The 22,503-nt window shown below is 74.6% G+C and carries 21 protein-coding genes; 6 read left to right on the top strand and 15 right to left on the bottom strand.

The annotated features are described in order from the left end of the window. The 4 genes from ACFVXK_RS26720 to ACFVXK_RS26705 all read right to left on the bottom strand — a co-directional run. The coding region (locus ACFVXK_RS26720) for a response regulator (RefSeq protein WP_389615820.1) at window positions 1–658 on the bottom strand (658 nt) is incomplete at its 3' end. 27 nt (window positions 659–685) lie between these two features. After that, a complete protein-coding gene (locus ACFVXK_RS26715; RefSeq protein WP_389615818.1) occupies window positions 686–1,879 on the bottom strand; it encodes an anhydro-N-acetylmuramic acid kinase in 1,194 nt (397 codons plus the stop codon). Further along, complete coding sequence (locus tag ACFVXK_RS26710; RefSeq protein ID WP_389615816.1) at window positions 1,876–3,213, bottom strand: MFS transporter; 1,338 nt, start codon at window positions 3,211–3,213, stop codon at window positions 1,876–1,878. The genes ACFVXK_RS26715 and ACFVXK_RS26710 overlap by 4 nt, the downstream gene beginning before the upstream one ends. After that, the gene (locus ACFVXK_RS26705) at window positions 3,210–4,652 is read right to left on the bottom strand and encodes an Ig-like domain-containing protein (protein ID WP_389615824.1); all 1,443 of its coding nucleotides are present in this window, start codon (window positions 4,650–4,652) and stop codon (window positions 3,210–3,212) included. Before ACFVXK_RS26705 ends, ACFVXK_RS26710 begins: the two co-directional genes overlap by 4 nt. A 176-nt stretch (window positions 4,653–4,828) precedes the next feature. On the opposite strand from ACFVXK_RS26705, the gene ACFVXK_RS26700 reads away from it, so the two are divergent. After that, window positions 4,829–5,449, top strand: coding sequence for an L-threonylcarbamoyladenylate synthase (locus ACFVXK_RS26700; protein ID WP_389615814.1), 621 nt, complete (start codon window positions 4,829–4,831; stop codon window positions 5,447–5,449). A gap of 33 nt (window positions 5,450–5,482) precedes the next feature. Here ACFVXK_RS26700 and ACFVXK_RS26695 read toward each other — a convergent pair whose 3' ends face one another. Then, window positions 5,483–6,133, bottom strand: coding sequence for a MerR family transcriptional regulator (locus ACFVXK_RS26695; protein ID WP_389615812.1), 651 nt, complete (start codon window positions 6,131–6,133; stop codon window positions 5,483–5,485). 88 nt (window positions 6,134–6,221) lie between these two features. On the opposite strand from ACFVXK_RS26695, the gene ACFVXK_RS26690 reads away from it, so the two are divergent. From ACFVXK_RS26690 to ACFVXK_RS26675, 4 genes are all read left to right on the top strand, one after another. After that, on the top strand, window positions 6,222–6,740 hold the full coding sequence (locus ACFVXK_RS26690) for a DUF4188 domain-containing protein (RefSeq protein ID WP_389615810.1): 519 nt from the start codon (window positions 6,222–6,224) through the stop codon (window positions 6,738–6,740). A gap of 9 nt (window positions 6,741–6,749) precedes the next feature. Continuing rightward, window positions 6,750–7,376 (top strand): hypothetical protein, encoded by a 627-nt coding sequence (locus tag ACFVXK_RS26685; RefSeq protein ID WP_389615808.1) that lies wholly within the window; start codon window positions 6,750–6,752, stop codon window positions 7,374–7,376. A gap of 32 nt (window positions 7,377–7,408) precedes the next feature. Further along, window positions 7,409–7,639, top strand: coding sequence for a DUF6296 family protein (locus ACFVXK_RS26680; RefSeq protein WP_389615806.1), 231 nt, complete (start codon window positions 7,409–7,411; stop codon window positions 7,637–7,639). Window positions 7,640–7,777: 138 nt separating this feature from the next. Next, window positions 7,778–8,680, top strand: coding sequence for a carbonic anhydrase (locus ACFVXK_RS26675; RefSeq protein ID WP_389615804.1), 903 nt, complete (start codon window positions 7,778–7,780; stop codon window positions 8,678–8,680). Between the two features lie 83 nt (window positions 8,681–8,763). Here ACFVXK_RS26675 and ACFVXK_RS26670 read toward each other — a convergent pair whose 3' ends face one another. The 10 genes from ACFVXK_RS26670 to ACFVXK_RS26625 all read right to left on the bottom strand — a co-directional run bounded on the left by ACFVXK_RS26670 (window position 8,764) and on the right by ACFVXK_RS26625 (window position 21,780). Further along, the gene (locus ACFVXK_RS26670) at window positions 8,764–10,032 is read right to left on the bottom strand and encodes an MFS transporter (RefSeq protein WP_389615802.1); all 1,269 of its coding nucleotides are present in this window, start codon (window positions 10,030–10,032) and stop codon (window positions 8,764–8,766) included. Further along, the gene (locus ACFVXK_RS26665) at window positions 10,029–12,587 is read right to left on the bottom strand and encodes an ATP-grasp domain-containing protein (protein WP_389615800.1); all 2,559 of its coding nucleotides are present in this window, start codon (window positions 12,585–12,587) and stop codon (window positions 10,029–10,031) included. Before ACFVXK_RS26665 ends, ACFVXK_RS26670 begins: the two co-directional genes overlap by 4 nt. Before the next feature lie 97 nt (window positions 12,588–12,684). Next, window positions 12,685–13,644 carry a PLP-dependent cysteine synthase family protein gene (locus tag ACFVXK_RS26660; RefSeq protein ID WP_389615798.1) on the bottom strand — a complete coding sequence of 320 codons (960 nt, stop codon included), beginning with the start codon at window positions 13,642–13,644 and terminating at the stop codon, window positions 12,685–12,687. A gap of 146 nt (window positions 13,645–13,790) precedes the next feature. Continuing rightward, window positions 13,791–15,062, bottom strand: coding sequence for an SGNH/GDSL hydrolase family protein (locus ACFVXK_RS26655; RefSeq protein ID WP_389615796.1), 1,272 nt, complete (start codon window positions 15,060–15,062; stop codon window positions 13,791–13,793). A gap of 123 nt (window positions 15,063–15,185) precedes the next feature. After that, window positions 15,186–16,058, bottom strand: a complete 873-nt coding sequence (locus ACFVXK_RS26650) for an RNA polymerase sigma-70 factor (RefSeq protein ID WP_389615794.1) — start codon at window positions 16,056–16,058, stop codon at window positions 15,186–15,188. Window positions 16,059–16,135: 77 nt separating this feature from the next. Further along, on the bottom strand, window positions 16,136–16,909 hold the full coding sequence (locus ACFVXK_RS26645; RefSeq protein ID WP_389615792.1) for a carbonic anhydrase: 774 nt from the start codon (window positions 16,907–16,909) through the stop codon (window positions 16,136–16,138). 76 nt (window positions 16,910–16,985) lie between these two features. Beyond that, window positions 16,986–17,582 carry a HutD family protein gene (locus ACFVXK_RS26640; protein ID WP_389615790.1) on the bottom strand — a complete coding sequence of 199 codons (597 nt, stop codon included), beginning with the start codon at window positions 17,580–17,582 and terminating at the stop codon, window positions 16,986–16,988. A 68-nt stretch (window positions 17,583–17,650) separates the two neighbouring features. Continuing rightward, window positions 17,651–19,396, bottom strand: a complete 1,746-nt coding sequence (locus ACFVXK_RS26635) for a glycosyl hydrolase family 18 protein (RefSeq protein WP_389615788.1) — start codon at window positions 19,394–19,396, stop codon at window positions 17,651–17,653. Between the two features lie 140 nt (window positions 19,397–19,536). Beyond that, a complete protein-coding gene (locus ACFVXK_RS26630; RefSeq protein ID WP_389615822.1) occupies window positions 19,537–21,000 on the bottom strand; it encodes a VWA domain-containing protein in 1,464 nt (487 codons plus the stop codon). A gap of 117 nt (window positions 21,001–21,117) precedes the next feature. Further along, the gene (locus ACFVXK_RS26625) at window positions 21,118–21,780 is read right to left on the bottom strand and encodes an NADPH-dependent F420 reductase (protein ID WP_389615786.1); all 663 of its coding nucleotides are present in this window, start codon (window positions 21,778–21,780) and stop codon (window positions 21,118–21,120) included. A 223-nt stretch (window positions 21,781–22,003) separates the two neighbouring features. Here ACFVXK_RS26625 and ACFVXK_RS26620 point away from each other — a divergent pair, with 223 nt between their 5' ends. After that, window positions 22,004–22,465, top strand: coding sequence for a hypothetical protein (locus ACFVXK_RS26620; protein ID WP_389615784.1), 462 nt, complete (start codon window positions 22,004–22,006; stop codon window positions 22,463–22,465). Window positions 22,466–22,503: the final 38 nt, after the last annotated feature.

The raw sequence follows: 22,503 nt of genomic DNA, 5'->3' as shown, positions 1-22,503 counted from the left end.
CGCCCAGGCCCGCGTCCCGGGCCCGGGCGACGGCCTCGGCCCGCGAGGTGACCCGGAGCTTGTCGAAGACGTGGGTGATGTGGTTGCGCACCGTCTTCTCGGACAGGACCAGTTCGCGGGCGATGCGCCGGTTGTCGTGGCCCCGGGCGATCAGTTCGAGCACCTCGGCCTCGCGGGCGGTCAGGGCGGGGAACAGCTGCCCGGCGTCCCGCCGGTGACCGGCCGTCAGGAGCGCGGAGAGCCGGGCGGCGACCTCCGAGCCGAAGACGGCTCCGCCGGCGGCGACCGTGCGCAGGGCGTGCAGCACCTCTGCGGAGCCCGCGCCCTTGACCACGTAGCCGCGGGCGCCCGCCTGGAGGGCGGCGAGGAGGCTGCCGTCGTCGTCGGACATGGTGAGCATGAGGACCGGCAGGCCGGGGTGGCTGGCGGCGAGGCGGCGGGTGGCCTCGATGCCCGAGACGTCCGGCAGGGAGAGGTCCATCACGACCACGTCGGGGCGGTGGGCGTCGACGGCGCCCGGGACCTCGCCGCCCGTCTCGGCCTCGGCGACGACGAGCGCGCCGCGGGCGCTCTCCAGGGCGGCCCGCAGGCCCTCGCGGAAGAGGGGGTGGTCGTCGACGATCAGGACACGGGGGACGGTGCCGTCTTCTTCGTGCACGTCACGACACTAACAGCGACGATACGGTCACTCCCGGCGACGCGGTGGGCCGACCGTGAGCCGGCGCGGGGGGCGGGGCGGGGTGGGCGGCAGGCGCAGCGGCCGGCGGCCCGGGGTGAGGGAGCCCAGGACCCGGGGACCGTCGGCCCCGGTGCACTCGGGGGCGTTGCCCGGGAGTCCGTGCAGGGTGAGGAAGCCGAGCACGGCGAAGGCGTAGGCCTCCTTGGCGGCCGCGGGCAGGCCCAGCGCGTCGGAGCCCAGCAGGGCGGTGTGCGGGGGGAGTTCTTCGCGGAGCATCCGCATGAGGACCGGGTTGCGGGTGCCGCCGCCGGAGGCGATCACCTCGCTGACGCGCAGCGGGCGCAGGGCGTCGGCGACGGTGCGGGCGGTGAGCCGGGTGAGGGTGGCGAGGAGGTCCGGCGGGGTGAGGGGGCCGAGGCCGTCGAGGGCGGCGTGCAGGTGGCCGGGGTGGAAGAGTTCCTTGCCGGTGGTCTTGGGGGCGGGCAGCCGGTAGTAGGGCTCGGCCAGCAGGCGCCGCAGGAGCGGTTCTTGGACGCGGCCGGCGGCGGCGAGCGCGCCGTCCTCGTCGTAGCGGAGCCGCCCGGCGGTGAGTTCGGTGACGGCGGCGTCGAGGAGGGCGTTGCCGGGCCCGGTGTCGAAGGCGGCCGGCGGGCCGGCCGGGGGCAGGGCGGTGACGTTGGCGATGCCGCCGAGGTTCAGTGCGGCGGGGGTGCCGGGCCGGCCGCGGAGCAGCATCAGGTCGATCAGGGCGACCAGGGGCGCGCCCTGGCCGCCGGCCGCGACGTCCCCGGGGCGGAAGTCGCCGACCACGGGGAGCCCGGTGGCTTCGGCGATCCAGGCGGGGCGGCCCAGCTGGAGGGTGCCGTGCACGCGGTCGCCGGTGCTCCAGTGGTAGACGGTCTGGCCGTGGGAGGCGATCAGTGCGGCGCGGCCCCCGCACAGTTCGCGGTCGGCGCGGGCGGCCAGCTCGGCGAAGGCCCGGCCGATCAGGGTGTCGAGGCGGCAGACGTCGGCGAGGGTGGTGGGCGCGGGCGGCAGGGCGGCCGCGAGCCCGGCACGCAGGGTCTCCTCGTAGGGGGCGCTGACCATGCCGAGCGGGACCAGGTGCAGGGTGTCGCCGCCGTCCTCGAGGGTGAGGTGGGCCGCGGCCGCGTCGACGGCGTCGTACGAGGTGCCCGACATCAGGCCGACGACCCTCACCGCAGGGCCCGGCGGTGGTCGTCGCCGCGCAGGCCGGAGAGGGCGAGCGCGCTGAGGGCGCAGGCGCCGGCGGCGTAGTAGGCGGGTACGTTGCCGCTGCCCGTGCCGGCGGTCAGCGCGGTGATGACCAGGCCGGCGCAGCCGGAGAACACCGCGTTGGCGAGGGCGTAGGCGACGCCGAGGCCGGTGCAGCGGACGTGGGCGGGGAACATCTCCGCGAGCATCGCGGGGCCCGGCCCGGCGAGGAGGCCGACGGCGGCGCCCGCGCCGCAGACGGCGGCGGCCTTGGCGGGGGCGGGGGCGTCCGGATCCTGGAGGAGGTGCAGGAGCGGGAGGGCGAGGAGGGTGACGGCGAGGGCCCCGGCGAGCATGACGGGGCGCCGGCCGACGCGGTCGCTGAGGATCCCGGCGGGCAGGATCGAGGCGGCGAAGCCGAGGTTGGCGAGGGCGGTGGCCACGAGGGCCTCGCGGAGGGAGGCGCCGAGGGTGGCCTGGAGGTAGGAGGGCAGCACCACGAGGAAGGTGTACCCGGCGGCGGACCACCCCATGATCCGCCCGACGCCGAGCAGCACGGTCCGGGCGGTGACGGCGGCCCCACGGCGGTCCGGGACCGGCCGGGCGGGGCGGGGAACCGCGTCGGCAGCCACGTCCCGACCGCCCTCGGCCGGGGGCTCGGGGAGGGAGGTGCGGAGGGTGAGGGCCGTCAGGCCCAGGGGGAGGGAGAGGAGGAAGGGGACGCGCCAGCCCCAGGCGGTGAGGGCCTGCGGGGACAGGGCGGAGGCCAGGAGGGCGGCGGTGGCGGCGCCGGCGAGGAGGCCGAGGGCGACGGTGAAGGACTGCCAGGCGCCGTGGCGGCCGCGCCGGCCGGGCGGTGCCTGTTCGGCCATCAGGGCCACCGCGCCGCCGAACTCCCCTCCCGCGCTGAACCCTTGCAGGGCGCGCAGCAGGGTCAGCAGCCAGGGCGCGGCGGCGCCGGCCGCGTCCCGGGTGGGGAGCAGGCCCATCAGGGTGGTCGCCAGGGTCATCAGGCCCACGGACAGCATCAGGGCGGGGCGGCGGCCGATCCGGTCGCCGAGGCGGCCGAAGACCAGGGCCCCGGCGGGGCGCAGGAAGAAGGCCACCGCGAACGAGGCGTACACGGCGAGGAGCGGGCCCGCCCCGGCCGGCCCGGCGCCCGGGGCGGGGGTGAAGAACCGGTCGGCGAGGACGGTGGCGAAGCTGCCGTAGACCCCGAACTCGTACCACTCGACGAAGTTCCCGGCCGCCCCCGCGAGCAGCACCCGGCGCACCGGCGGGGCCGGCGGCGCGGTGGGTGGCGGCCCGAGGGGGGTCACGTCGTCGGGTCGAGCCGGGAGGCGGCGGCGTCCGTGCGCGGGGCGGGGTGGGCGGAGGCGGGGGTCAGGGCGCTGCCGGCCAGCCAGGTCCGCCAGTCCACGTTCCAGTCGCCGAAGCCGTTGTCGAAGGGGGACATCCGGTCGCCGCCGCTGTTGACCACCTCGACGATGTCCCCCTCGCGGACGGTCTCGTAGAACCAGGCGGCGTCCTCGGTGGACATGCCGGTGCAGCCGTGGCTGACGTTCTCCGCCCCCTGCGCCTCGACCGACCAGGGGGCGGCGTGCACGTACTCGCCGCTCCAGGTGACCCGGGTGGCGTAGAGGACGGGCAGGTCGTAGAACTCCTTGGTGCCCTTCTGGATGCCCACGCTGTCGCCGCGCATGCGGACCTTGGCCTCCTTGCCGAGGACGACCTTGATGCCGCTGCGGGTGAGGAAGCCGGCCTTGCCGGTGGTGACCGGGATGGTGCGGATGACGCGGCCGTTGCGGCGGACGGTCATCTCGTGGGCGGCGGAGTCGGTGACGGCCTCGATCCGGTCGGCGACGGTGAACTCCAGGGGCTCGGAGGGGCCTCCGTACCCGAGGTCGCCGAGTGCGACCCCGTCGAGGCCGCTGCGGACGCGGACGACGGTGTGGGCGGGCCAGTAGGTGCGGGGCCGGAAGTGCAGGGTCGCGTCGTCGACCCAGTGCCAGGCGCCCTCGACGTGGGGTTCGGAGGTGACCTGGAGGGCCTGTTCCACACGGGCGCGCAGTTCGGGGGCGTCGGCGGGCACGGGGTGGCTCAGTTCGGCGGTGACGATCTCCCCGGCCCCGTACGTGCCGGGGCGGGGGCCGAACTCGGCGGTCAGGCGGCCCCCTTCGCCGGTGGGGCGGGCGGTGCGGAAGGCGAGGGTCACGCCGACGGGGCGGCCTTCGCCGTCCTGGGCGCCGACCCGGACGGTGTAGGCCTCCCCCGCGCGCAGGGGTTCGGTGTTGTGCCAGCGGCCGCTGCCGGGGGCCACCTCCCCGGCGAGCAGGCGGCCGTGTCCGTCGTGCACGGTCACGTCGGTGAGGCGGCCGGCCTCAGCGTGGGCGAGGGCGATCTCCAGCGGGCCGCCGGCGGCGGTGGGGAGCGCGCCGGTGCTGCCGAGGGCCGGGTTCCACAGGAGGTCGGCGGTGCCCTGGGCGGTGGCCCGTACCCGCTGCTCGCGCCAGGTGCCGCAGGGCCCGCTCGCGAAGGCGGGGGCGGCGCACCAGCGGGCGGCGGGGGCGGGGCCCCGGTCCAGGGCCCGTGCGTCCAGGGCCCGTCCGACGACGAGGGTGACCGCGGCGTCGGGGCCGGTGGCCGCGCCGGGGTCCTGCGGGGCTTCGGTGTCGGGGCTGCGGCCGGGTGCGGCGGCCACGGCGAGCAGGGCTCCCGTCACCGCGGCCGCCGTGGTCCACGCCTTCTTGCGCGACATAGCCACGCGGCCCTCCCAGTCGTCGTGCGTGCCCGATGGGAGCATCAAAGCGACAGGAGGACGGACCGATGATCGTACGCTCGGTCCTGCGGCCGAACGGGCACCGCAAGTGAACCCGGACGGAGCAGGGGCGGGTGGAGCGGAACGGCCCCGTCCCCGTCCCGTAGGCTCGGCGGATGGCGAAGTACTTCGACGTGCACCCCGAGAACCCTCAGCGGCGCACCATCAGCGGCGTGGTCGACAGCATCCGCTCCGGCGCGCTCATCGCATATCCCACGGACTCCTGCTTCGCGCTGGGGTGCCAGCTGGGCAACCGGGAGGGCCTGGCGCGGATCCGGCAGATCCGCGAGCTCGGCGACAAGCACCACTTCACGCTCGTGTGCCAGAACTTCGCGCAGCTGGGGCAGTTCGTGCACGTGGACAACGACGTGTTCCGCGCGATCAAGGCGTCGACCCCGGGTGCCTACACCTTCATCCTCAAGGCCACGTCGGAGGTGCCGCGCCAGCTGCAGCATCCGAAGAAGAAGACGGTCGGCGTGCGGATCCCCGACCACCTGGTGACCCAGGCCCTGCTGGAGGAGCTGGGTGAGCCGCTGCTCTCCAGCACCCTGCTGCTGCCCGGCGAGGACGAGCCGATGACCCAGGGCTGGGAGATCAAGGAGCGGCTGGACCACGTGGTGGACGCCGTGGTGGACTCCGGGGACTGCGGGACCCGGCCGACCACCGTCATCGACTTCTCCGGCGGGGAGGCCGAGATCGTCCGCCGGGGTGCGGGCGACACCTCGCGCTTCGAGTAGCGGCCGGGCTCCGGGACTCGCTGCGGCTCCCCGTCAGGTGATCCCGTAGCGGCGGACCGTCTCCTCCTGCTGCGCGATGCGGTGCATGGCCCGGAGGATCGGTTCGAGCAGGACGGTGGCGGCCACGGCCGCCTCCACCTGCTCCGTCTCGGAGGGATAGGTCTCGGTGAAGTCCAGGTCGTGGACGGCGACCTGGTGCATCATCCGGGCGTAGGGGGTCATCATCTCCGCGTTCCACGGGTAGCCCAGTCTGATCAGCGAGGCGACGGCCTCGACGAGCGACGTGTGGTCCGGGTTGACGGTGGCCAGTTCACGGGCGCTCTCCCAACCGACGTCGTCCAGCAGCCGGTCCACCTCCCGCCGCGCCGTGGCCAGGGCCTCGTCCTCCTCGCCGGCGTCCGGCGCGGACGGGTGCGGCAGTGCCCACATGGCCGCGCCGAGGCGGATGGTCATGCCGAGCGAGTCGTCGTCCATGTGCCGCAGCACCTTCCCCGCCGTGGCCACCGAGAGCCCGCCGACCTGGAGCAGGGTGCGGACCAGGCGCAGCCGGCGCAGGTGGGCCTCCTCGTAGTCGGCGGTCGTGGCGCTGATCCGCCGGCCGGGCGGCAACAGCCCTTCGCGCAGGTAGTACTTGATGGTCGCGGTGGAGACGCCACTGCGCTCGCTCAACTCCGACAGCCGCATCCCTTGCGCCTTTCCTTGGATAGGGCCACTATCTCATCGAGCCCTATTGGAAAGTGTCGCTATCCAACCCCAGACTTCCGGAGGCCCCGTGTTCGCCAAGCCGGTTCCGGGCCGCACCACGGCGGCCCTCGAGGGTGACGCCGTGGTCCTGCTCATCGGGATGCGCATCAACCGCTTCTGGGCCGTGCACTCCTGGCTGCCCGTCTTCACCGGCATGCCGCGGATGCTGCGCGAGCTGAAGAAGGACCGGGCCCGCGGACTGCTGAACCACGTGCTGCTGACGGCCTCGCCGCGCACGTACTACGTGGTCCAGTACTGGGAGTCCAAGGAGGCGCTCTACGCCTACGCGACGGCGCCCGACGCGCTGCACCACCGGATGTGGGCGGCGCTCAACCGCAAGGAGCGGGCCGGGAAGACGCGCGGGCACGTGGGCCTCTGGCACGAGACGTACGTCGCGCCGCAGGGCTCGTACGAGTCGATCTACTTCGACATGCCGCCGTTCGGGCTGGCGGCGGCCACGGGGGTGCTGCCGCTGGAGAAGCGGGGACGACGCGGCTCCGACCGCTTCGCCTACCGCCCGGCGGCGGCGGACGCACCGAAGCGATAAGGGAGAACCATGTTCCAGCAGGGCAGTACCCGCGGCGGAGCCGCACGCCGGGCCGGCCTCGTGGCGGCGCTCGGCCTGGGCCTCGCGCTCACGGCGGCGTGCGGCGGCAAGGACGCCGGGTCCGGGTCCTCCTCGTCCTCGAAGGGCGGCGGGTCCTGGCAGGTCGGCAACTGCGGCGGCCCCGACCCCAAGCAGGCGCCGGACGGGTACCGGGCGATGGGCTGCGACGAGTCCGGCGCCACCTTCAAGGCGCTGGAGGTCACCTCGGCCGGGATCCTGCCCGGGTCCGTCCAGTGCCCGGCCGGGACGGACCTGATGATCCGGGTGTCGGTCTCCTACGGCTCCTCGAAGAACGGGTCCAAGGGCGGCGGCATCCCCACCCACACGGTGTGCGGCCGCAACCTCTCCGGCGACCACCCCGGGGACGCGGGGGCGGGCGGCGGGCAGCTGGTGAAGGGCGACTGCGTCTCCTCCTCCGCCCAGGAGGTGGCCTGCGCGACCGCCGGGCACGACGCCTTCAAGGTGCTCGACCTGGTCAAGGAGAAGGCGCAGTGCCCGGCGGGCACCACGGAGCCCATGGAGCTGACCCTCTCCATCGGACGCCCGTACGACGTCATCTGCGCGGCTCCCGCATAGCGGGGCGGGCGGGGGCGGCCCACGATGGAGACATGAGCACCGGACGGTACGAGCTGAGGTTCCCCGGCGGCGCCGGGACGGGCGGGGACACCGTGGTCGTGGACCGCACCGAGGCGACCGGCCCCGGCGGGCACCCGGTCTACGCGGACGCCACCGGGATCGTACGCGCCGAGATCAGCGACCGGGGCGAGGTGCGGATGCTGGCCACGGGCGGCCACCAGGCCCCGTCCCAGCCCGTGACGGCGCGCCCGCTGCCCTCCTGACCGGGCCCGCGCCGTGTGGGCCGACGGTGCGAAACCCGGCCGCCGCCCCTCGCGCCTGCAGCCGCCACGCCCGCGCCCCGTCCGATAGTCGCCTGGGCCCCCGTACGGGACCCGTTCGGCGACCCCGGAGGGAAAGCGATGGACAGCGCAGGACTGCCGCGCCGCACGGCCCTGCTGGCCGGCGGCCTGGCGGCGTTCGCCGCGGGCACGCTCTCGGCCTGCACCGCGACGGCCACCACCGCGGCCGGCGGGGTCAGGGGCCGTCCCGAGCCCGCCGCGCCCAACCCGTCGACCACCACCCCGGCCGCCGCCTACGCGCGGCTGATGGAGGGCAACAAGCGCTGGGTGGACGGCAACCTCCAGCACCCCGACCGGGACCCCACGCGCCGTCAGCTGGTCGCCCAGAGCCAGACCCCGTTCGCGGTGGTCCTGTCCTGCATCGACTCCCGGGTGCCGCCGGAGCTGCTGTTCGACACCGGGCTCGGTGACATGTACGTCCTGCGCACCGGCGGACAGGCGCTCGGCCCGGTGGTCACCGGCTCCGTCGAGTACGGGCCGATGACCTCCGCCACCCCGCTGGTCCTGGTGCTCGGGCACCAGCGCTGCGGGGCGATCGACGCCGCGTACAAGGCGGCGCGCGACGGGAAGCCCCTGCCGGGCAACCTGGAGGAGCTCGCGAAGGCGCTGCGCCCGGCGTACGAGCAGGCCGTCAAGGAGGGCGGACCGGACCCGGTGGACCGGATGGTCCGCGCCCAGGTCCGGCTGACCGCCGACGCACTGCGCGCCAACGCCGACCTGGCACCCCTGGTCCGCAAGGGCACCCTGGCGGTGGTCGGCGGCTACTACTCGCTCGACACCGGCAAGGTGGAGGTCCTGACCGGCGCCCTGCCGGGCGGGGCGGCCAGCACCACGCCGGAGCCCTCCGGGACGCCCGCCGGCACCCTGACCCCCTCCGCGAGCACGGCTCCCGGCGGCAGCGCGACGCCGTCCGGGACCGGCCCGGCGACGGAGAACCCCCTGCCCACCGGCCTCCCCTCCTGACGGGCCCCGCCGCCGGGAACACCGGAGCCCCCTGCCGGACCGCGGGAAGGCGGTCCGGCAGGGGGCTCCGGCGACCGGCCGCGTCAGGCCGGCTGCGCCCGCACCGGCTCGGCCGGGGCGCTCTGCGCCGGCTTCGGGGCCGGGTGGACCGCCTCCCGGGGCAGCCTGGGCTCCAGGCGCAGCACGCCCAGCGCCGAGACCGTCGCGCCCACCGCGAGGACCAGCCACATCGCCGTCGGCGACAGGGTGAGCAGGGCCGTCAGGACGGCCGGGGCCAGCGCGCTGGGCACCGCCCAGGAGAGCTGGTAGACGGCCAGGTGGCGGCCCCGCGTCTCCTCGGGCGCGGCCTGCGCGCACAGCGCCGAGGCCGTGGCGCCGTGCAGCAGCTCGCCCGCCGTGAACAGGACCGTCGCGGCGAAGATGCCGACCAGGATGACGGAGTTGTCGCCCACCGCGGCGAGGGCGGCGAAGACCACGAACGAGGCCGCGAAGACGGCCGCGCCAAGGGCCACCGCACGGGAGCGGCGGAAGGCGACGAGCGCCCGGGTGACGGGGATCTGCAGCAGCGCGATGCCGACCGTGTTGACGGCGTACAGGACACCGACCAGCGAGGTGGACGCGCCCAGGTCCTGGGTGACGTACGCCGGGATGCCGACGGCGAGCACCGTGTAGCCGAAGGCGGTCGGCACGTTGAGCAGGGTCAGCGCCAGGAAGGGCCGGTTGCGCGCCACCAGGCGGTAGCCGCCCTTGCGGGAGACCCGGGGAGCCCCCGCGCCGGACGCCGTACGCGGGATCGGGATGGACCCGAAGCAGACGGCGGCCAGCACGTACCCGGCCGCGGTGCAGAAGACGATCACGTAGTAGAACGCGTCGCTGCCCAGGGCCAGCACCCCGCCCGCGATCAGACCGCCCACGCCCAGGCCGGCGTTGCGCAGGCTGCGCTGCGCGGCGAGCAGCTTGTCCCGCTCGTTGCCCTTGACGAACTCGGCGATGAACGACTGGATGGCCGGCGGGAACGAGGTGTCGCCCAGCGCCACCAGCAGGATCACGCAGAACATCGTGTAGCCGTTGTCCACCAGCGGGTACGTGCAGAAGCCCGCGGCCCGCAGCAGGTACCCGCCGGTGACGACGGCCTTGGCGCCGAACCGGTCTATGAGGACGCCCGCCGCCGGGTTGCTGATCAGGCCGATCACGGCGGCGGCCGTCATCAGGGTGCCCACCTGGGTCAGGGGCAGCTTCGTCACGTGGTGGAAGTACAGCAGCGACAGCGGCAGGTACATGCCCGCGCCGGTGGCGTCGACCACCATGCCCAGCATGTACCGCGTCTTCGCCGACAGGCGGCCCCCCGTCATGACGCGTCCCCGATCACGCTGTGCTCGCGCACCCACTCGCCGAGCCCGCGCAGCCGGCGCTCGCACTCCGTGCGGTTCGGCGCGGTGCCCACGGCGGCGGCCAGGAAGTCGGAGGAGCCGGAGGCCGGGGCGATGACCTGGCCCTCCTCGGCGTAGAGCCAGAACCCGTCGAGCCAGGGCTCGTCGGGGACGGCCGGGAGCTCGCGCACCAGTCCGGGCCGCTTCATCATCAGCAGCTGGCCGGCCATGTGGCGCGGCCGCGGCAGCCCGGCCGGGTCCTCGCCCGTGCGGACGGCCTCGTGGAGCGGGTGCCCGGCGTCGGCGCGGACGGCGTATTCGCCGAGGTGCACCCCGAAGAGGCTGTGGAAGACCTCGCGGATCTTGGCGCCGCCGGGGCGGCAGGCGATCTCGCACAGCACCAGGCGGTCGTCGGGGGTGAGGAAGACCTCCATGTGGAAGGCGTGGTCGCGCAGCCGGGAGCCCTCGGGGGCCAGGGCGGCCAGGACCCGCTCGGCGAGGTCGAGCAGGCGCGGGGTGACCGGGTCGTCCTCGTCGAGGGTGAGGTCGATGCGCGGGCCCGGGTCGGAGGCGAAGGAGGACAGGTCGTACTGGTACTGCGAGGGCCAGGCCATCGCGACGCGGCCGTCGCGCACCACGCCGTCGACGTGGCACATGCGGCCCGGGACGAAGCCCTCCAGCAGGACGTCGTCCCGCTCGCCGGCCGCGTACGCCTCGGTCAGGGTCTCCTCGAAGGAGGCCTCGTCGCGGAGGATGCGCAGGCCGATCGCGTTGAAGCCGCTGCGCTCCTTGAAGACCAGCGGGAAGCCCTCGGCCTCGGCGAAGGTCCGGGCCTCGTCGGCGGTGCGGGGCTGGACCCAGGCGGCGACCTCGATGCCCGAGGCCTGGGCGCGGGTCTTCATCAGGGCCTTGTCGCGGAAGGGCTTGACGTCGTCCTTCCAGGGGCCGCGCAGCCCGAAGCGCTGGCGCAGCCGGGCGGCGAGGTCCATGTCGCCCTCGTGCAGCACGGTCACGCCGGTGATGTGGTGCTCCGCCATCAGTTCGAGGGCGCGGGCCTCGAACTCCGGGGAGTCGAAGTCGTCGTGGACTTCCAGGCGGGTGTAGCCGAGGTTGCCGTCGGGGACCTTCTCGCCGGCGAGTTCGATCTTCTCGCGGTTGGCGAGGACCACGATGTCGCCGGTGTGGTCCGGCAGCCAGGAGCGGTACGGGAACGGCTCCAGCGGGTTGCGGTGGATGATCAGCAGGTTCTCGCGGGGCGCGATCTCGGAGGGCTGCGCGAGGACCGTGGTGCCGTCGGGGCGGGCCAGGGTGATGCGGATGTGCTCGCGGATCACCTCGGCGCCGCGGCGGATCGCGGCCGTGGTGTCCTCGGCGGAGACGGCGATCAGACCGAGCCGGTCCCAGTTGTCCGTGAGCACGCGCACGCCGTCGCCGGGCTTGGCGCCGACGGTGACGGAGATGACGCCCTCGGCGGCGCGGGCCACTTCGAGCCCTGCGACCGACTCCACGGTGGTGCCCGGGGTGCCGACCAGGGCGCGGACGGCGGCGCCGCCGTGCGCCCGCGGCCGGTCGGGGAGCTCCTCGACCAGGCCGAAGGGGTGGCCGACGGCGAGGGTGACCAGGTCGACGCCGAAGGCGCTGCGCACCAGTTCGGGGATGGAGTCGCCGCCGATGCGGTTGTGGCCCTCGATGACGCGCGGGCCCTTGGCGGTGAGGCGGACCTCGGTGTGGCAGACGCCGTCGCGCATGCCCATCACGTCGAGGAAGCCGCGTATGCCCTCGCGTATCGCCGCGTCGTCGGCCTCCGAGAGGCGGGCGGGGACCGCGTGGCCCAGTTCGGCGAAGTGGCCGTCCGAGGTGAACTTCTCGGTGATGGTGACGATCACGTGGCGGCCGGCGAAGCTGAAGGACTCGACGCTGAACTCGGGGCCGTCGAGGAACTCCTCCATGAGGAAGTCCTTGAGGACGAAGAGGGAGGAGACCCGGTCGGTGCGGGTGCCCGACAGGCGGGCGACCTCGCCCCAGACCCGGTCGGCGTCCTCGGGGCCCTGCACCCGCATGACGCCGATGCTCGCGGTGGCGTCGACGGGCTTGACGATGAAGGGGAAGCCGTAGGAGGTGCCGAAGGCGTCCAGGTCCTCACGGGTCTTCAGGGAGCGGGCGCCCACCGCGTGCTCCGGGTCGTGCTCGGCGACGTAGCGGCGCATGGCGGCCTTGTCCCGGATGCGGGCGGTGACCTCGTAGCCGGTGCCCCCGAGCCCGTAGAGGTCGTTGATCCGGCCCGCGTTCTCCAGCCCCGGCTCGGTCAGGGAGACGGCCGCGGCGAAGCCGGGGCTCTCGTGCCAGGCCCGCACCAGGGGCTCGACGAGGGACCACTCGGTGAAGTCGACGACCTCCACGGCCGCGGCGAGCCGGTTCTGCAGCTCGCTCACCTTGGTCGGGTGCTGGAGGAGCAGCACGTTCAGCCCCAGGTCGTGGGCCTTCTGCACGGTCTCGTCGGTTCCACCGACGAGCAGCAGGGTGCGCTCGGGGTTCATTCGCTCTCTTCTCCCCCTGCGGCGGCAGGGAATTTCGGGCTCGTACTCGGGCGGGCGTCGGGGTGCGGACGGTGGGGGGCGGGGCCCGGTCGGGCGCTCAGGGCCGGCCGGCGGGCTCGGCCGGCGGCCACCAGCTGAGGTAGCGCTCGCCGCTGTCGGGGAACACGGTCGCCACGACCGCGTCCGACAGGTCGTGCCGGCGGGCGAGTTCGAGGCAGCCGTGGGCGGCCGCGCCCGCGGAAATCCCGACGAGGAGCCCCGTGCGGGCGGCGAGGGCACGTGTGGTGGCGGCGGCGTCCGCGTCGTCGACGGCGATCACCTCGTCGATGAGGTGGACGTCGGTGACGGGGCTGATGAAGCCGCCGTTGAGGCCGGGGATGCGGTGCGGGCCGGGCTCGCCGCCGGAGAGCAGCGCGGAGCCGGCGGGCTCGACGGCGACCACCTTCAGGGCGGGGTTGCGCTCGCGCAGGTAGCGGGCGATGCCGGTGATGGTGCCGCCGGTGCCGATCCCGCACACCAGGTAGTCGACGTGGCCGCCGGAGTCGCGCCAGATCTCGGGCCCGGTCGTCTCGTAGTGGGCGCGCACGTTGTCGGGGTTCTCGTGCTGGCGCGCGTACCAGGAGCCGGGCATCCGCGCGTGCAGCTCCTCGGCGCGCTCGACGCAGGCCCGGAAGCCGAGGGTGTGGTCGGTGAACTCGACGTCGGCGCCCAGCATGCGCAGGGTCAGCACCCGCTCGCTGGAGGCGTTGGAGGGCAGCACGATCAGGCACCGGTAGCCGCGGGAGGCACAGAGCGCGGCCAGGGCGATGCCGGTGTTGCCGGAGGTCGACTCGATGACGGTGGCGCCGGGCACCAGCGCGCCGGACTCCTCGGCGGCCCGCAGCATGAAGAGGGCGGCCCGGTCCTTGATGCTGGACAGCGGGTTGGCGGCCTCCAGCTTGGCGAGGACCCGGGCGGTGGCGGGCAGGCCGTCGAGCTGGAGGCGGAGCAGCGGGGTGTCGCCGACGAGATCCTCGAACGATGCCGCGATGCGGCGGGTGGTGAGCGCGTTGTTCACGTGCCTCCCCCTTTTGGTGCTGGACGTGCGGGCGGTCCTTCGAAAGGTAGCCAGCGGTGGTGGTGCGCGATTGGTGCCCGGCTCGTGGGGGACTCGAGCCTCGCTCGCGCACCACCCGCGGTGGTGCCCGGCCTGTCCCGTTGGCGCTAGAGGGAGTTGAGGTCGACGGCGCCGGCCATCGCCCGGTAGCCGGCGTCGTTCAGGTGGAGGCGGTCGGCGAAGGCGAACTCGGCCTTGAGCTTCTCCGGGTGCTCCGGGTCGGCCACCGCGCGGTCGAAGTCGACGACGGCGTCGTAGGCGCCGCCGGTGCGGATCCACCGGTTGACCTCGGCGCGCACCTGCTCGCCCTGCGCGGTCCAGTAGCCGGAGTCCCCGTAGGGCGGGATCGTGCCGCCGATGACGCGCACACCGCGGGCGTGGGCCTCGCGGATCAGTTCGCGGTATCCGGCGATGATCTGCTGGGCGGTGACCCGGGGGCCCGTGGTGCAGCGGTCCTGGACCCCGTCGGGCTGGACGATGTCGTTGGTGCCCTCCAGGACGATCACGGTGCCGGTGTCGGGGCGGCCGAGGGCGTCGCGACGGAAGCGGTTGAGGGCGCTCTCGCCGAAGCAGGGCGAGTCGGTGAGCACCTTGTTGCCGCCGATGCCCGCGTTGAGGACCGGCCGCGCGGCGCCCTGGGCGGCGAGGCGTGCGGCGAGGGCGTCGGAGTAGCGGCGGTCGGCGCCGGGGGTGGCGCCGAACCCGTCGGAGAGGGAGTCCCCGAAGGTGACGACCGCGCCTCGGCGCGGGCCGGGGGCGGCGGGGTTCTTCACGTCGACGCCGGCCAGGTGGTACCAGGAGAAGCTCTGGTCGCCCGCGCCCGAGAAGGCGTCCGCGGCGGAGTCGCGCAGGTGGTCTCCGGCGGCCCGGAAGGAGGTGGCCATCGCGACGTTGTGGAAGGTGGCGGGGCCGGTGGGGCCCTGGAAGTAGAACGTCACCGTGAGCTGTTCGAAGGCCTTCACGGGCAGGGCGACGGCGTCGCTGGAGCGTTCCGCGCCGGGCGCGAGGGTCACCGAGCCGGAGCCCCCGAAGCGCAGCGTGCGGACGGTCTCCGGGCGGACGGCGGCGCCGCCCGCGCTCTTGGCTATGGTCGCGCCGGTCAGCCGCAGCGGGGTCTTGCCGTAGGCGTTGGACAGCCGGACGCGCAGCTCGTCGCCCTCGGCACCGGCCCGGACCACCTGGCGCACCGACTGGTCGCGGAAGCCCTCCTCGGACCAGTTGGGGAACCAGTCGGTGTGGGTGGGCGCCTGCGGGGAGGCGCCCCAGGCGCTGTGCCAGGGGCTGCCGTACGCGGCTGCGGCGGGGGTGGCGGTGGTGACGGCCGCGGCCAGGAGGGCGGCGGCCAGCGGGGCGGCGAGAGCGATCTTGTTCTTGTTCACACCACTCTGACGCGGGGCGGCCTGCGGATGTGACAGGAGGGGCGGAAATTTTTTCGGCCGCCCGGCCGGACCCCCTGCCGGACCCCGGTGGGAGCGCGGTGGGAGCCCGGCCGGGGCGGTCCCTCAGCGGCGCAGGCGGGCGAGCTTGTCGGGGTTGACCTGGATGCGGAGGTTGCGGATCACACCGTGGTCCAGGTCGTAGGTGACCACGGCGATCGGGGTTCCGGCCAGCTCCGCGAGGATGCCGAGCTCCCCGTTGACCAGGGCGGGGGTGACGGTGGCCCCGGCGTTGGCCGGCTTGGCGAGGACGCCGAACAGCCAGCGGGCCACGTGGTCGGCCCCGTACAGCGGGCGGCGGGCGGCGGTGACCTTGCCGCCGCCGTCCGACCAGGCGGTCACGTCGGGGGCGAGCATCTCCAGGACGGCGTTGATGTCGCCACCGGCGCAGGCGGTCAGGAAGCGGTCCGTGACCCGCTCGCGCTCCGCGGCGTCGGTGTCGAAGCGCGGCCGCCGGGCGGCGACGTGCTTGCGCGCGCGGGAGGAGACCTGCCGGACGGCCGGCTCCTCGCGGTCGAGGAAGCCGGCGATCTCCGCGTGCGAGAAGCCGAAGACCTCGCGCAGGACGAACACCGCCCGCTCCAGGGGCGAGAGCGTCTCCAGGACGACGAGCATCGCCATGGAGACGCTCTCGGCGAGCTCCCTGTCCTGGGCCACGTCGGGCGAGGTGAGCAGGGGCTCCGGGAGCCAGGGGCCGACGTACTCCTCCCTCGTGGCGCGGGCGGAGGTGAGGCGGTTCAGGGAGAGGTTGGTGACCGTGCGCACGAGGTACGCCTTGGGGTGGCGCACCTCCGAGCGGTCGGCCTTGTTCCAGGTCAGCCAGGCGTCCTGGACGATGTCCTCGGCGTCGCTGACGGTGCCGAGCATGCGGTAGGCGGTGGCGAACAGGAGCCTTCGGTGCTCGTCGAAGGGGTCCGTCTCGGGTTCGGTCGTGGTCACCGCTCGATTCTGCACGGGGCGCGGTGGCCGGACCGCCCCGGGGGCCGCCGGGCCGTGGGGAGTTGGGGAGTCGGGGGCTACGCCAGGGTGCGGACCCGCTGGTCGCGGAGGTCGTAGCGGGCCGCGGCGACGGCGAGCCGGCCGGCGGAGACCGCGCGGGCCAGGTCGGGTTCGGCGGCGAGCCGGTCGCGGGTGCGGCGGGCGTGGGCGTCGATGGTGGCGGCGACGCGGGCGTCGCCCTGCTGCCCGTGGTCGATGGACGGGCGTATCTGGTCGGCCAGGTACTGGATGTGGGCGGGGAGCCGGCCGCCGGTCTCGTCGGCGTGGACGGCGGCGCCGACGGCTCCGCAGGACTGGTGGCCGAGGACCAGGACCAGGGGGATCGCCAGTTCCAGCACCCCGTAGGCGATGCTGCCGAGCACGGCCTCGTCCAGGACCTCGCCGGCCGAGCGGACCGTCAGCAGGTCGCCGAGCCCCTGGTCGAAGACGAGCTCGGGCGGGACGCGGGAGTCCACGCAGCCGAGGACGACGGCGAAGGGGTGCTGTCCCGTGGCCAGCCGCAGCCGGGTCGACGGCGACTCGTGCGGGTGCTCCTCGCGCAGGGTGCGCCAGCGCCGGTTGCCGGCTTCCAGTTCCCGCAGGGCCTGCTGGGGCGTGGCGGGGCGGCCGGCGCTGCCCGGCTGCGGGGCGGCGGAGGCGGGGAGGGCCGGGCCGAGGGCGAGGGCGGTTCCGGCGGCGGCCGTACCGGCGACGGCGGTCCGCAGCAGGGCGCGCCGGCTGGGCGCTCCCCCCGCGCGTACCGGATCGGTGTGCGGCGTGCGGGTGTTCGGCGTGCGGGTGTTCGAAGGCATGGGCGCCAGCATGGCGCTTTGCCGGCCCTTGACCCAGCCGTGCGGGGAGGTTGTCCGAAAGACCGCCGGCCCCGGCTCAATCCCCGGTGCCGGACGTCCGCAGTGCGACGACGGCCGTCCGGCCTGCGGTGCGGACCCGGCAGGGTGCCTGGGGACCCCCCAGCAAGGCGGCGTCGTACGGGCCGAGTTCGACGGTCCCCTCCGAGTGGTCGAGCCGGGCCGGCCCGTCCAGGGCGACGACCAGGAGGGTGGTCCCCGGCGGGGCGGAGAGGGCGAGGGAGCCGCGGACGACGGCGGTGTGCGCCTCGACGCGGCCGCGCCGGTACATCACGTTGAAGTTCACCACGGGCCCGTCCAGCAGCCGGCAGCCGGTCGGCTCGTCCCCGGGGAAGTCGCAGGGCGCGTACCGCTCGTCGACGCGCCGGGGCTCCCCCGCGACCGTGAGGTCCATGCCGGCGCCCTCGGCGAGGGTGAGGGTGCGGTCGACGCCGGGGAACTCCGAGAAGGGGCCGTCGGCGGCGACTTCGGCGAGGCTGACCCGCCAGCCGAAGTCCGCCGTCCCGGCCTCCTCGGGCTCGGCCGCGATCTCACGGGTGACCCCGCCGCCGTTCTTCCAGGGCACCGCCGTACGGTCGGCGGCGCGCAGGATGCGGAGGGCGGCGGGGCCGGGCATGCGGGGTTTCCTTCCCTCGGGTCCGTACCGTCCGGCGGACCGGTACGGACCCGGGCGGTGGGCCGAGCCTAACCCGCCTGGTTCACGGCGAAGTCGTCGCCGCGGACCGGGCCCTGCCCGTACCAGCCGTGGAGGTAGACCGTGACGGTTCCGGAGGCGCCGGTGGTGAAGGGCACCGTCAGCTTGGTCCAGCCGGTCGCGCTGGTCCACGTGCTGGCGCCGGCCCCGCCGCGGACGCCCAGGTAGGCGTAGCTGCCCTGGACCCAGCCGCCGAGGGTGTAGGCGGTGTTGGGGGCCAGGGTGAGGGTCTGGGCGCATTCGCCGGTGTGGGCCGAGTCCGGGTTGCCCTGGACGGCGTACGTACCCGCGTGGACCGGGGCCGTCACGACCGAGCCGCCGTTCTCGCAGGTCCAGGGGGCCAGGGAGCCGCTCTCGAAGCCGCCGTTGACGAGGGCGCCGCTGCCGCCGCCCGGGCCGGAGACCGTGAGGGTGAAGGCGGCGCCGTGGCTGGTCTTCCCGGCGGCGGTGACGGTGAGCGGATAGGTGCCGGGGGCCGCCCCGGCGGAGGCGGCGACCGTGAGCTTCGCGGAGGCCCCGGCGGTGACCGCGTCGGGGGTGAGGGTGGCCGTGACGCCTGCGGGGGCGCCGGAGACCGTCAGCGCGAGGGGCTGGGCCGCGCCGGAGGTGACCTGGGTGGAGACGGTGGCGGTGGCGGTCCCGCCGGGGGCGACGGATGCGGAGCCGGGGGCCACGGAGACCGAGAAGTCGTCGGCGGCCGGTCCGCCGCCGCCGGTGAAGGGGGCGAAGGCGTGGGTGAAGTACCAGGGGTCCTGGGCGATGCCGGAGCAGGTGTCGGAGCCGCCGGTGCCGGGGCAGCCGCCGTTGTCGCGTTGCAGGGCCCAGAAGGAGAGGGTGTTGATCCCCTTGGAGACCGCCCAGTCGTAGACGGCGGTGGCGTTGGCGGTGGTGAAGGTCTCGGCGGCCCCGTAGTCGTCGATGCCCGGCATCTCGGTGACGCCGATCATGCCCCACAGCTGCGCGGGGGTCCGCTCCGGATAGAGGGCGGCCAGCTGGTCGTAGAGGCCGGTGGCGGCGGTGCGGGTGTCGGCGGCCATGTCGTGGGCGGCGCCGTCGTAGTAGTCGAAGGTCATCAGGTTCACCACGTCGACCTTGGCTCCTGCGGCCTTGGCGCTCTTGAGGACCGCCAGCCCGCTGCTCGCGAGTCCGCTCGTGGTGGTGGGGAGGGTGTAGGAGATCTGCAGGGGGCGCCCGGAGGCGGCGGCCCAGTCCTGGAGCTTCTTGATCGCCTGGTTGCGGCGGTCGACACCGGCCTTGTTCGTCAGGGACTTGTCCTCGATGTCCATGTCGAGGCGGCTGACGTCGTAGGTGGTGACGAGCTTCTGGTAGGCGGCGGCGATCGAGTCGACGCTGGTGCAGCTGTCGGCGATCTCGGTGCCCCCGCTGTCGGCCGCGTAGCCGCCGAAGGAGGGGATGACGTCTCCGCCGCGGGCGCGGATCGCGGCGAAGTCGGCGCCGAAGACGGAGTCGGCGACGGGCTGCTGGGTGGAGCCGTTCCAGTACGGGGTGCAGGAGCCCTTGGCCTCGGTCTGGACGAAGGCCATCGTCAGGTACTTCGCGCCGGACTTCTGCGCGAGGTCGGCGGGGCTGTCGGAGGAGTACGCCTCGAAGTAGGGGGCGAAGACGTGCGCGGGCAGTGGGGTGGCCGCGTAGGGGGTGGCCGCCTGGGCGGGCCCGGCGCCGGCGGCGGCGAGCAGTGCGGCGGCGGTGGCGAGGGTGGCGCAGGCCGCACTCAAGTGGCGGAGGGCATGCTGACGCAGTCTCAACGAAGGCTCCCGGTGGGGCGCGAGCGAACGGGCGGACGCCTCATGATTGGTCTGGACCAGCCGTGGGTCAAGGGTTCCGACCGGTCCGCGCTCCGCCGGGGGCCGGGGGCTCAGCGCAGGATGCCCGCCTGCCGGGCGGCGCGGATCCAGGAGGGGAACTCCGACAGCAGCCGGTCGTACAGTTCGGGGTCCGGGATCCGGTCGATGTCGTCGACGGCGAAGAAGCCGACGTTGTCGACCCGGCGGCCGGGCAGGGCGCCGAACCGTTCCAGCACGCCGAAGCCGGCCCGGCCGAGGCCGACGAACTGCCAGAACACCGGCTCCTCCACGGCCTCCCGCAGCTCCCGCTCGATCTCGGCGTTGCGGTAGACCCCGCCGTCGGAGAAGAACAGGACGAGGGTGGGCACGGGCACCGGGTGGGCGCGGACGAAGGCGCGCACCTCGGCGATGACCCTCTGCTCCTCGTTCTGGAAGCCGACCTGACGCATGTCCACCTGGCCGGGGACCAGGCCCCTGGGCGGCCTCCTGCGGCCGAAGACGCTCATCTGGCCGACGCGCACGTGCAGCCGCAGCCACTCCGGGAGGTCGCCGATGGCGAGGTCGGGCAGCCGGGCGGGGTGGGTGGCGAAGGTCCAGGCCTGCATCTCGCCGTCGTCGTCCAGCTGCGCGGCGACGGCGGCCATCCGCTCCACCACGCCCGCCACGGTGCCGCGGGCGTAGAGGGTGCTCATCGAGCCGGAGGCGTCGAGGACGAGGACGACGCGGGCGGTGACGTCGGTCGCGCCGGCCTTGCGGAGGCTGACGGCCACCTGCTCCTTGCGCAGGGACAGCCGCTCGCGCATCTCCGGCGGGAGCCACTCCTCGCCCTTGACGAGGCGCACGACGGGCTCGGCGGGCGCGGGGGCGGGAACCGGGGCGGGAGCGGCCGGGGGCCAGGCCGGAGCCGGCGCCTGCGGGGAATACCGTGCGGGCTCGGGGGCCTGAGGGGCCGTCGGGGCCTGAAGGGGCGCCGGTGCCTGAGGGGCCGTCGGGCGCTGCGGGGGTGCCGGGGCCGGTGAGGCCGGCGGGGTGTCGTCCACCGTGATGCCGTAGTCCGTCGCCAGTCCCGCGAGTCCGCTCGCGTACCCCTGGCCGACGGCCCGGAACTTCCAACCGCCGGCCCGCCGGTAGAGCTCCCCGCCCACCAGGGCGGTCTCCGGCCCGGCCTCGATCGGGAAGTGGGCCACCTCGGCCCCCGACACCGCGTCGAGCAGCCGCAGGTGGAGCCCGGGGACGTGGCCGAAAGTGCCGCCGTCGGCGGAGGCGCAGAGCAGCACCCGTGCGACGTCCGGCTCCAAGGCGGACAGGTCGACCTCCAGGGCGTCGGCTCCCGGCCGCTTGCCCGCGTGGCGCACGGCGCCGGAGGCGTGCCGCGGCTGGTTGTAGAAGACGAAGTCACCGTCGGAGCGGACCCGTCCGCCGCCGGTCAGCAGCAGCGCGGACGCGTCCACGTCGGGTACGCCCGGCCCGGCGGACCAGCCGAGCACGGCTCTGACGGAGGCTGCCGCGACCGGCAGGTTGGCGCCCTTGCTCATTGTCGTCACGCCGCACAGTCTGCCCGGTGGCGCCGTCCGCGGGCAGCCGGACGCGGACGGTCGGCCCGGGCCGCCGGACCTGAGGTCCGGCGGCCCGGGCGTGCGCCGGGCAGGTGCTCAGCCGCGGAACTCCGGCGTGCGGACGGACGAGGCCCCGGACAGGGCGCGGGTGACCTCCTCGGCTCCCGCGCGCAGCCCGTAGACCGGGGTGGCGGGCTGCTGGCGCCAGGAGTCGTCGATGCCGCCCGCGTCGACGGTGTCGAAGCCGAGCTCGTCGATCAGCGCGCGGACGGCCTTCTTCGCCTCCTCGTGGTCACCGGCGACGGGCAGGGCCATGCGCTCCGGGTCGCCCGCGGGGCGGGGCCGCTCCAGGATGTCGATCGCGTAGGTGCCGTTGAAGGCCTTGATCACCGGGTGGCCCAGCTGGCGTTCGGTCCAGCGGCTCTCGGTGAGGCCCTCGTCCTCGACGGCGGCGATGCGGCCGTCGCGCTCGCGCGGGTAGTAGTTGTTGGTGTCGATGACGGCGAAGCCCTCCGCGGCCTCCGCGAGGAGGCCGGCGGGCAGGTCGGGCACGTTCTTGAAGGGGACGGTGACCACGACGATCTCGGCGCCGCGGGCCGCCTCGGCCACGGTGACCGGGGTGGCCCCGGTCTCCTCGGCGAGGCCGGCCAGGGTCTCGGGGCCGCGGGAGTTGGCGACGCGTACCTCGTGTCCGAGGGCGGTGAGCCGGCGGGTGAGGTTGCCGCCGATGTTGCCGGCGCCGATGATGCCGATCTTCATGAGCTCTCCAGTGCGTACGGAGTCGGATATCGCGTCCCTGGCAACCTCCGGCCCGTCCACCGCATTCCGCCGTCGCCCGGTCCCGGGGGCACAGATCGCCCGTACGAGCGAAATCTCGCCATTTCCCGGACAAGGAGAACCCGTTGGCGTTGTTTCCGCGTCTTCAGGGGCAGCCGGGGACCGTACCGGCAGCAGCACGTGATCAGGGGAAAGGTACCGACCGATGCTCCAGTTCCCGACCAAGCGCACCACGTCCGTCGCCCTCGCCGCCACCGCGGGTGCGGCCGCCCTCTCCTTCGCCCTCGTCTCCGGCACCTCGGCCACGGCCGCCGCGCCGCCGTCCGTCTCCGGCAGCCCGGAAGGGGCGTTCACCCGGATCGCCGACTTCTACGGCTCCTACATCGACGCGGTCTACGACGGCGACGGCCGGACCGCGGACCAGCTGCGCGCCTTCTACCTCTCCGAGCCCCTCCAGCGGGAGCTGAGGCAGTGGGAGGAGGCCAACCACGCGAACGGGGTGCTGCGCGCGCAGAACGTGCCGCTGAAGTGGAAGGTGACCTCGATCGACAGCGGGATGGGCAAGACCAACGCCGCCGTCACCCTCACGTGGAGCGGCAACACCACGACCACGGTCCACGTCCAGGCCGACCTGGCGACCCGGAAGATCACCTCGATCCGGGACTGATCCCGCTCCCGCCCAGGAACCGGTGGGCCCGCCGGAGC

This window comes from Streptomyces sp. NPDC058157 (assembly GCF_042884105.1).
GTDB lineage: Bacteria > Actinomycetota > Actinomycetes > Streptomycetales > Streptomycetaceae > Streptomyces.
Note: the sequence above shows the minus strand (reverse complement) of the source record. Positions and strands in the feature narration are given on the sequence as shown.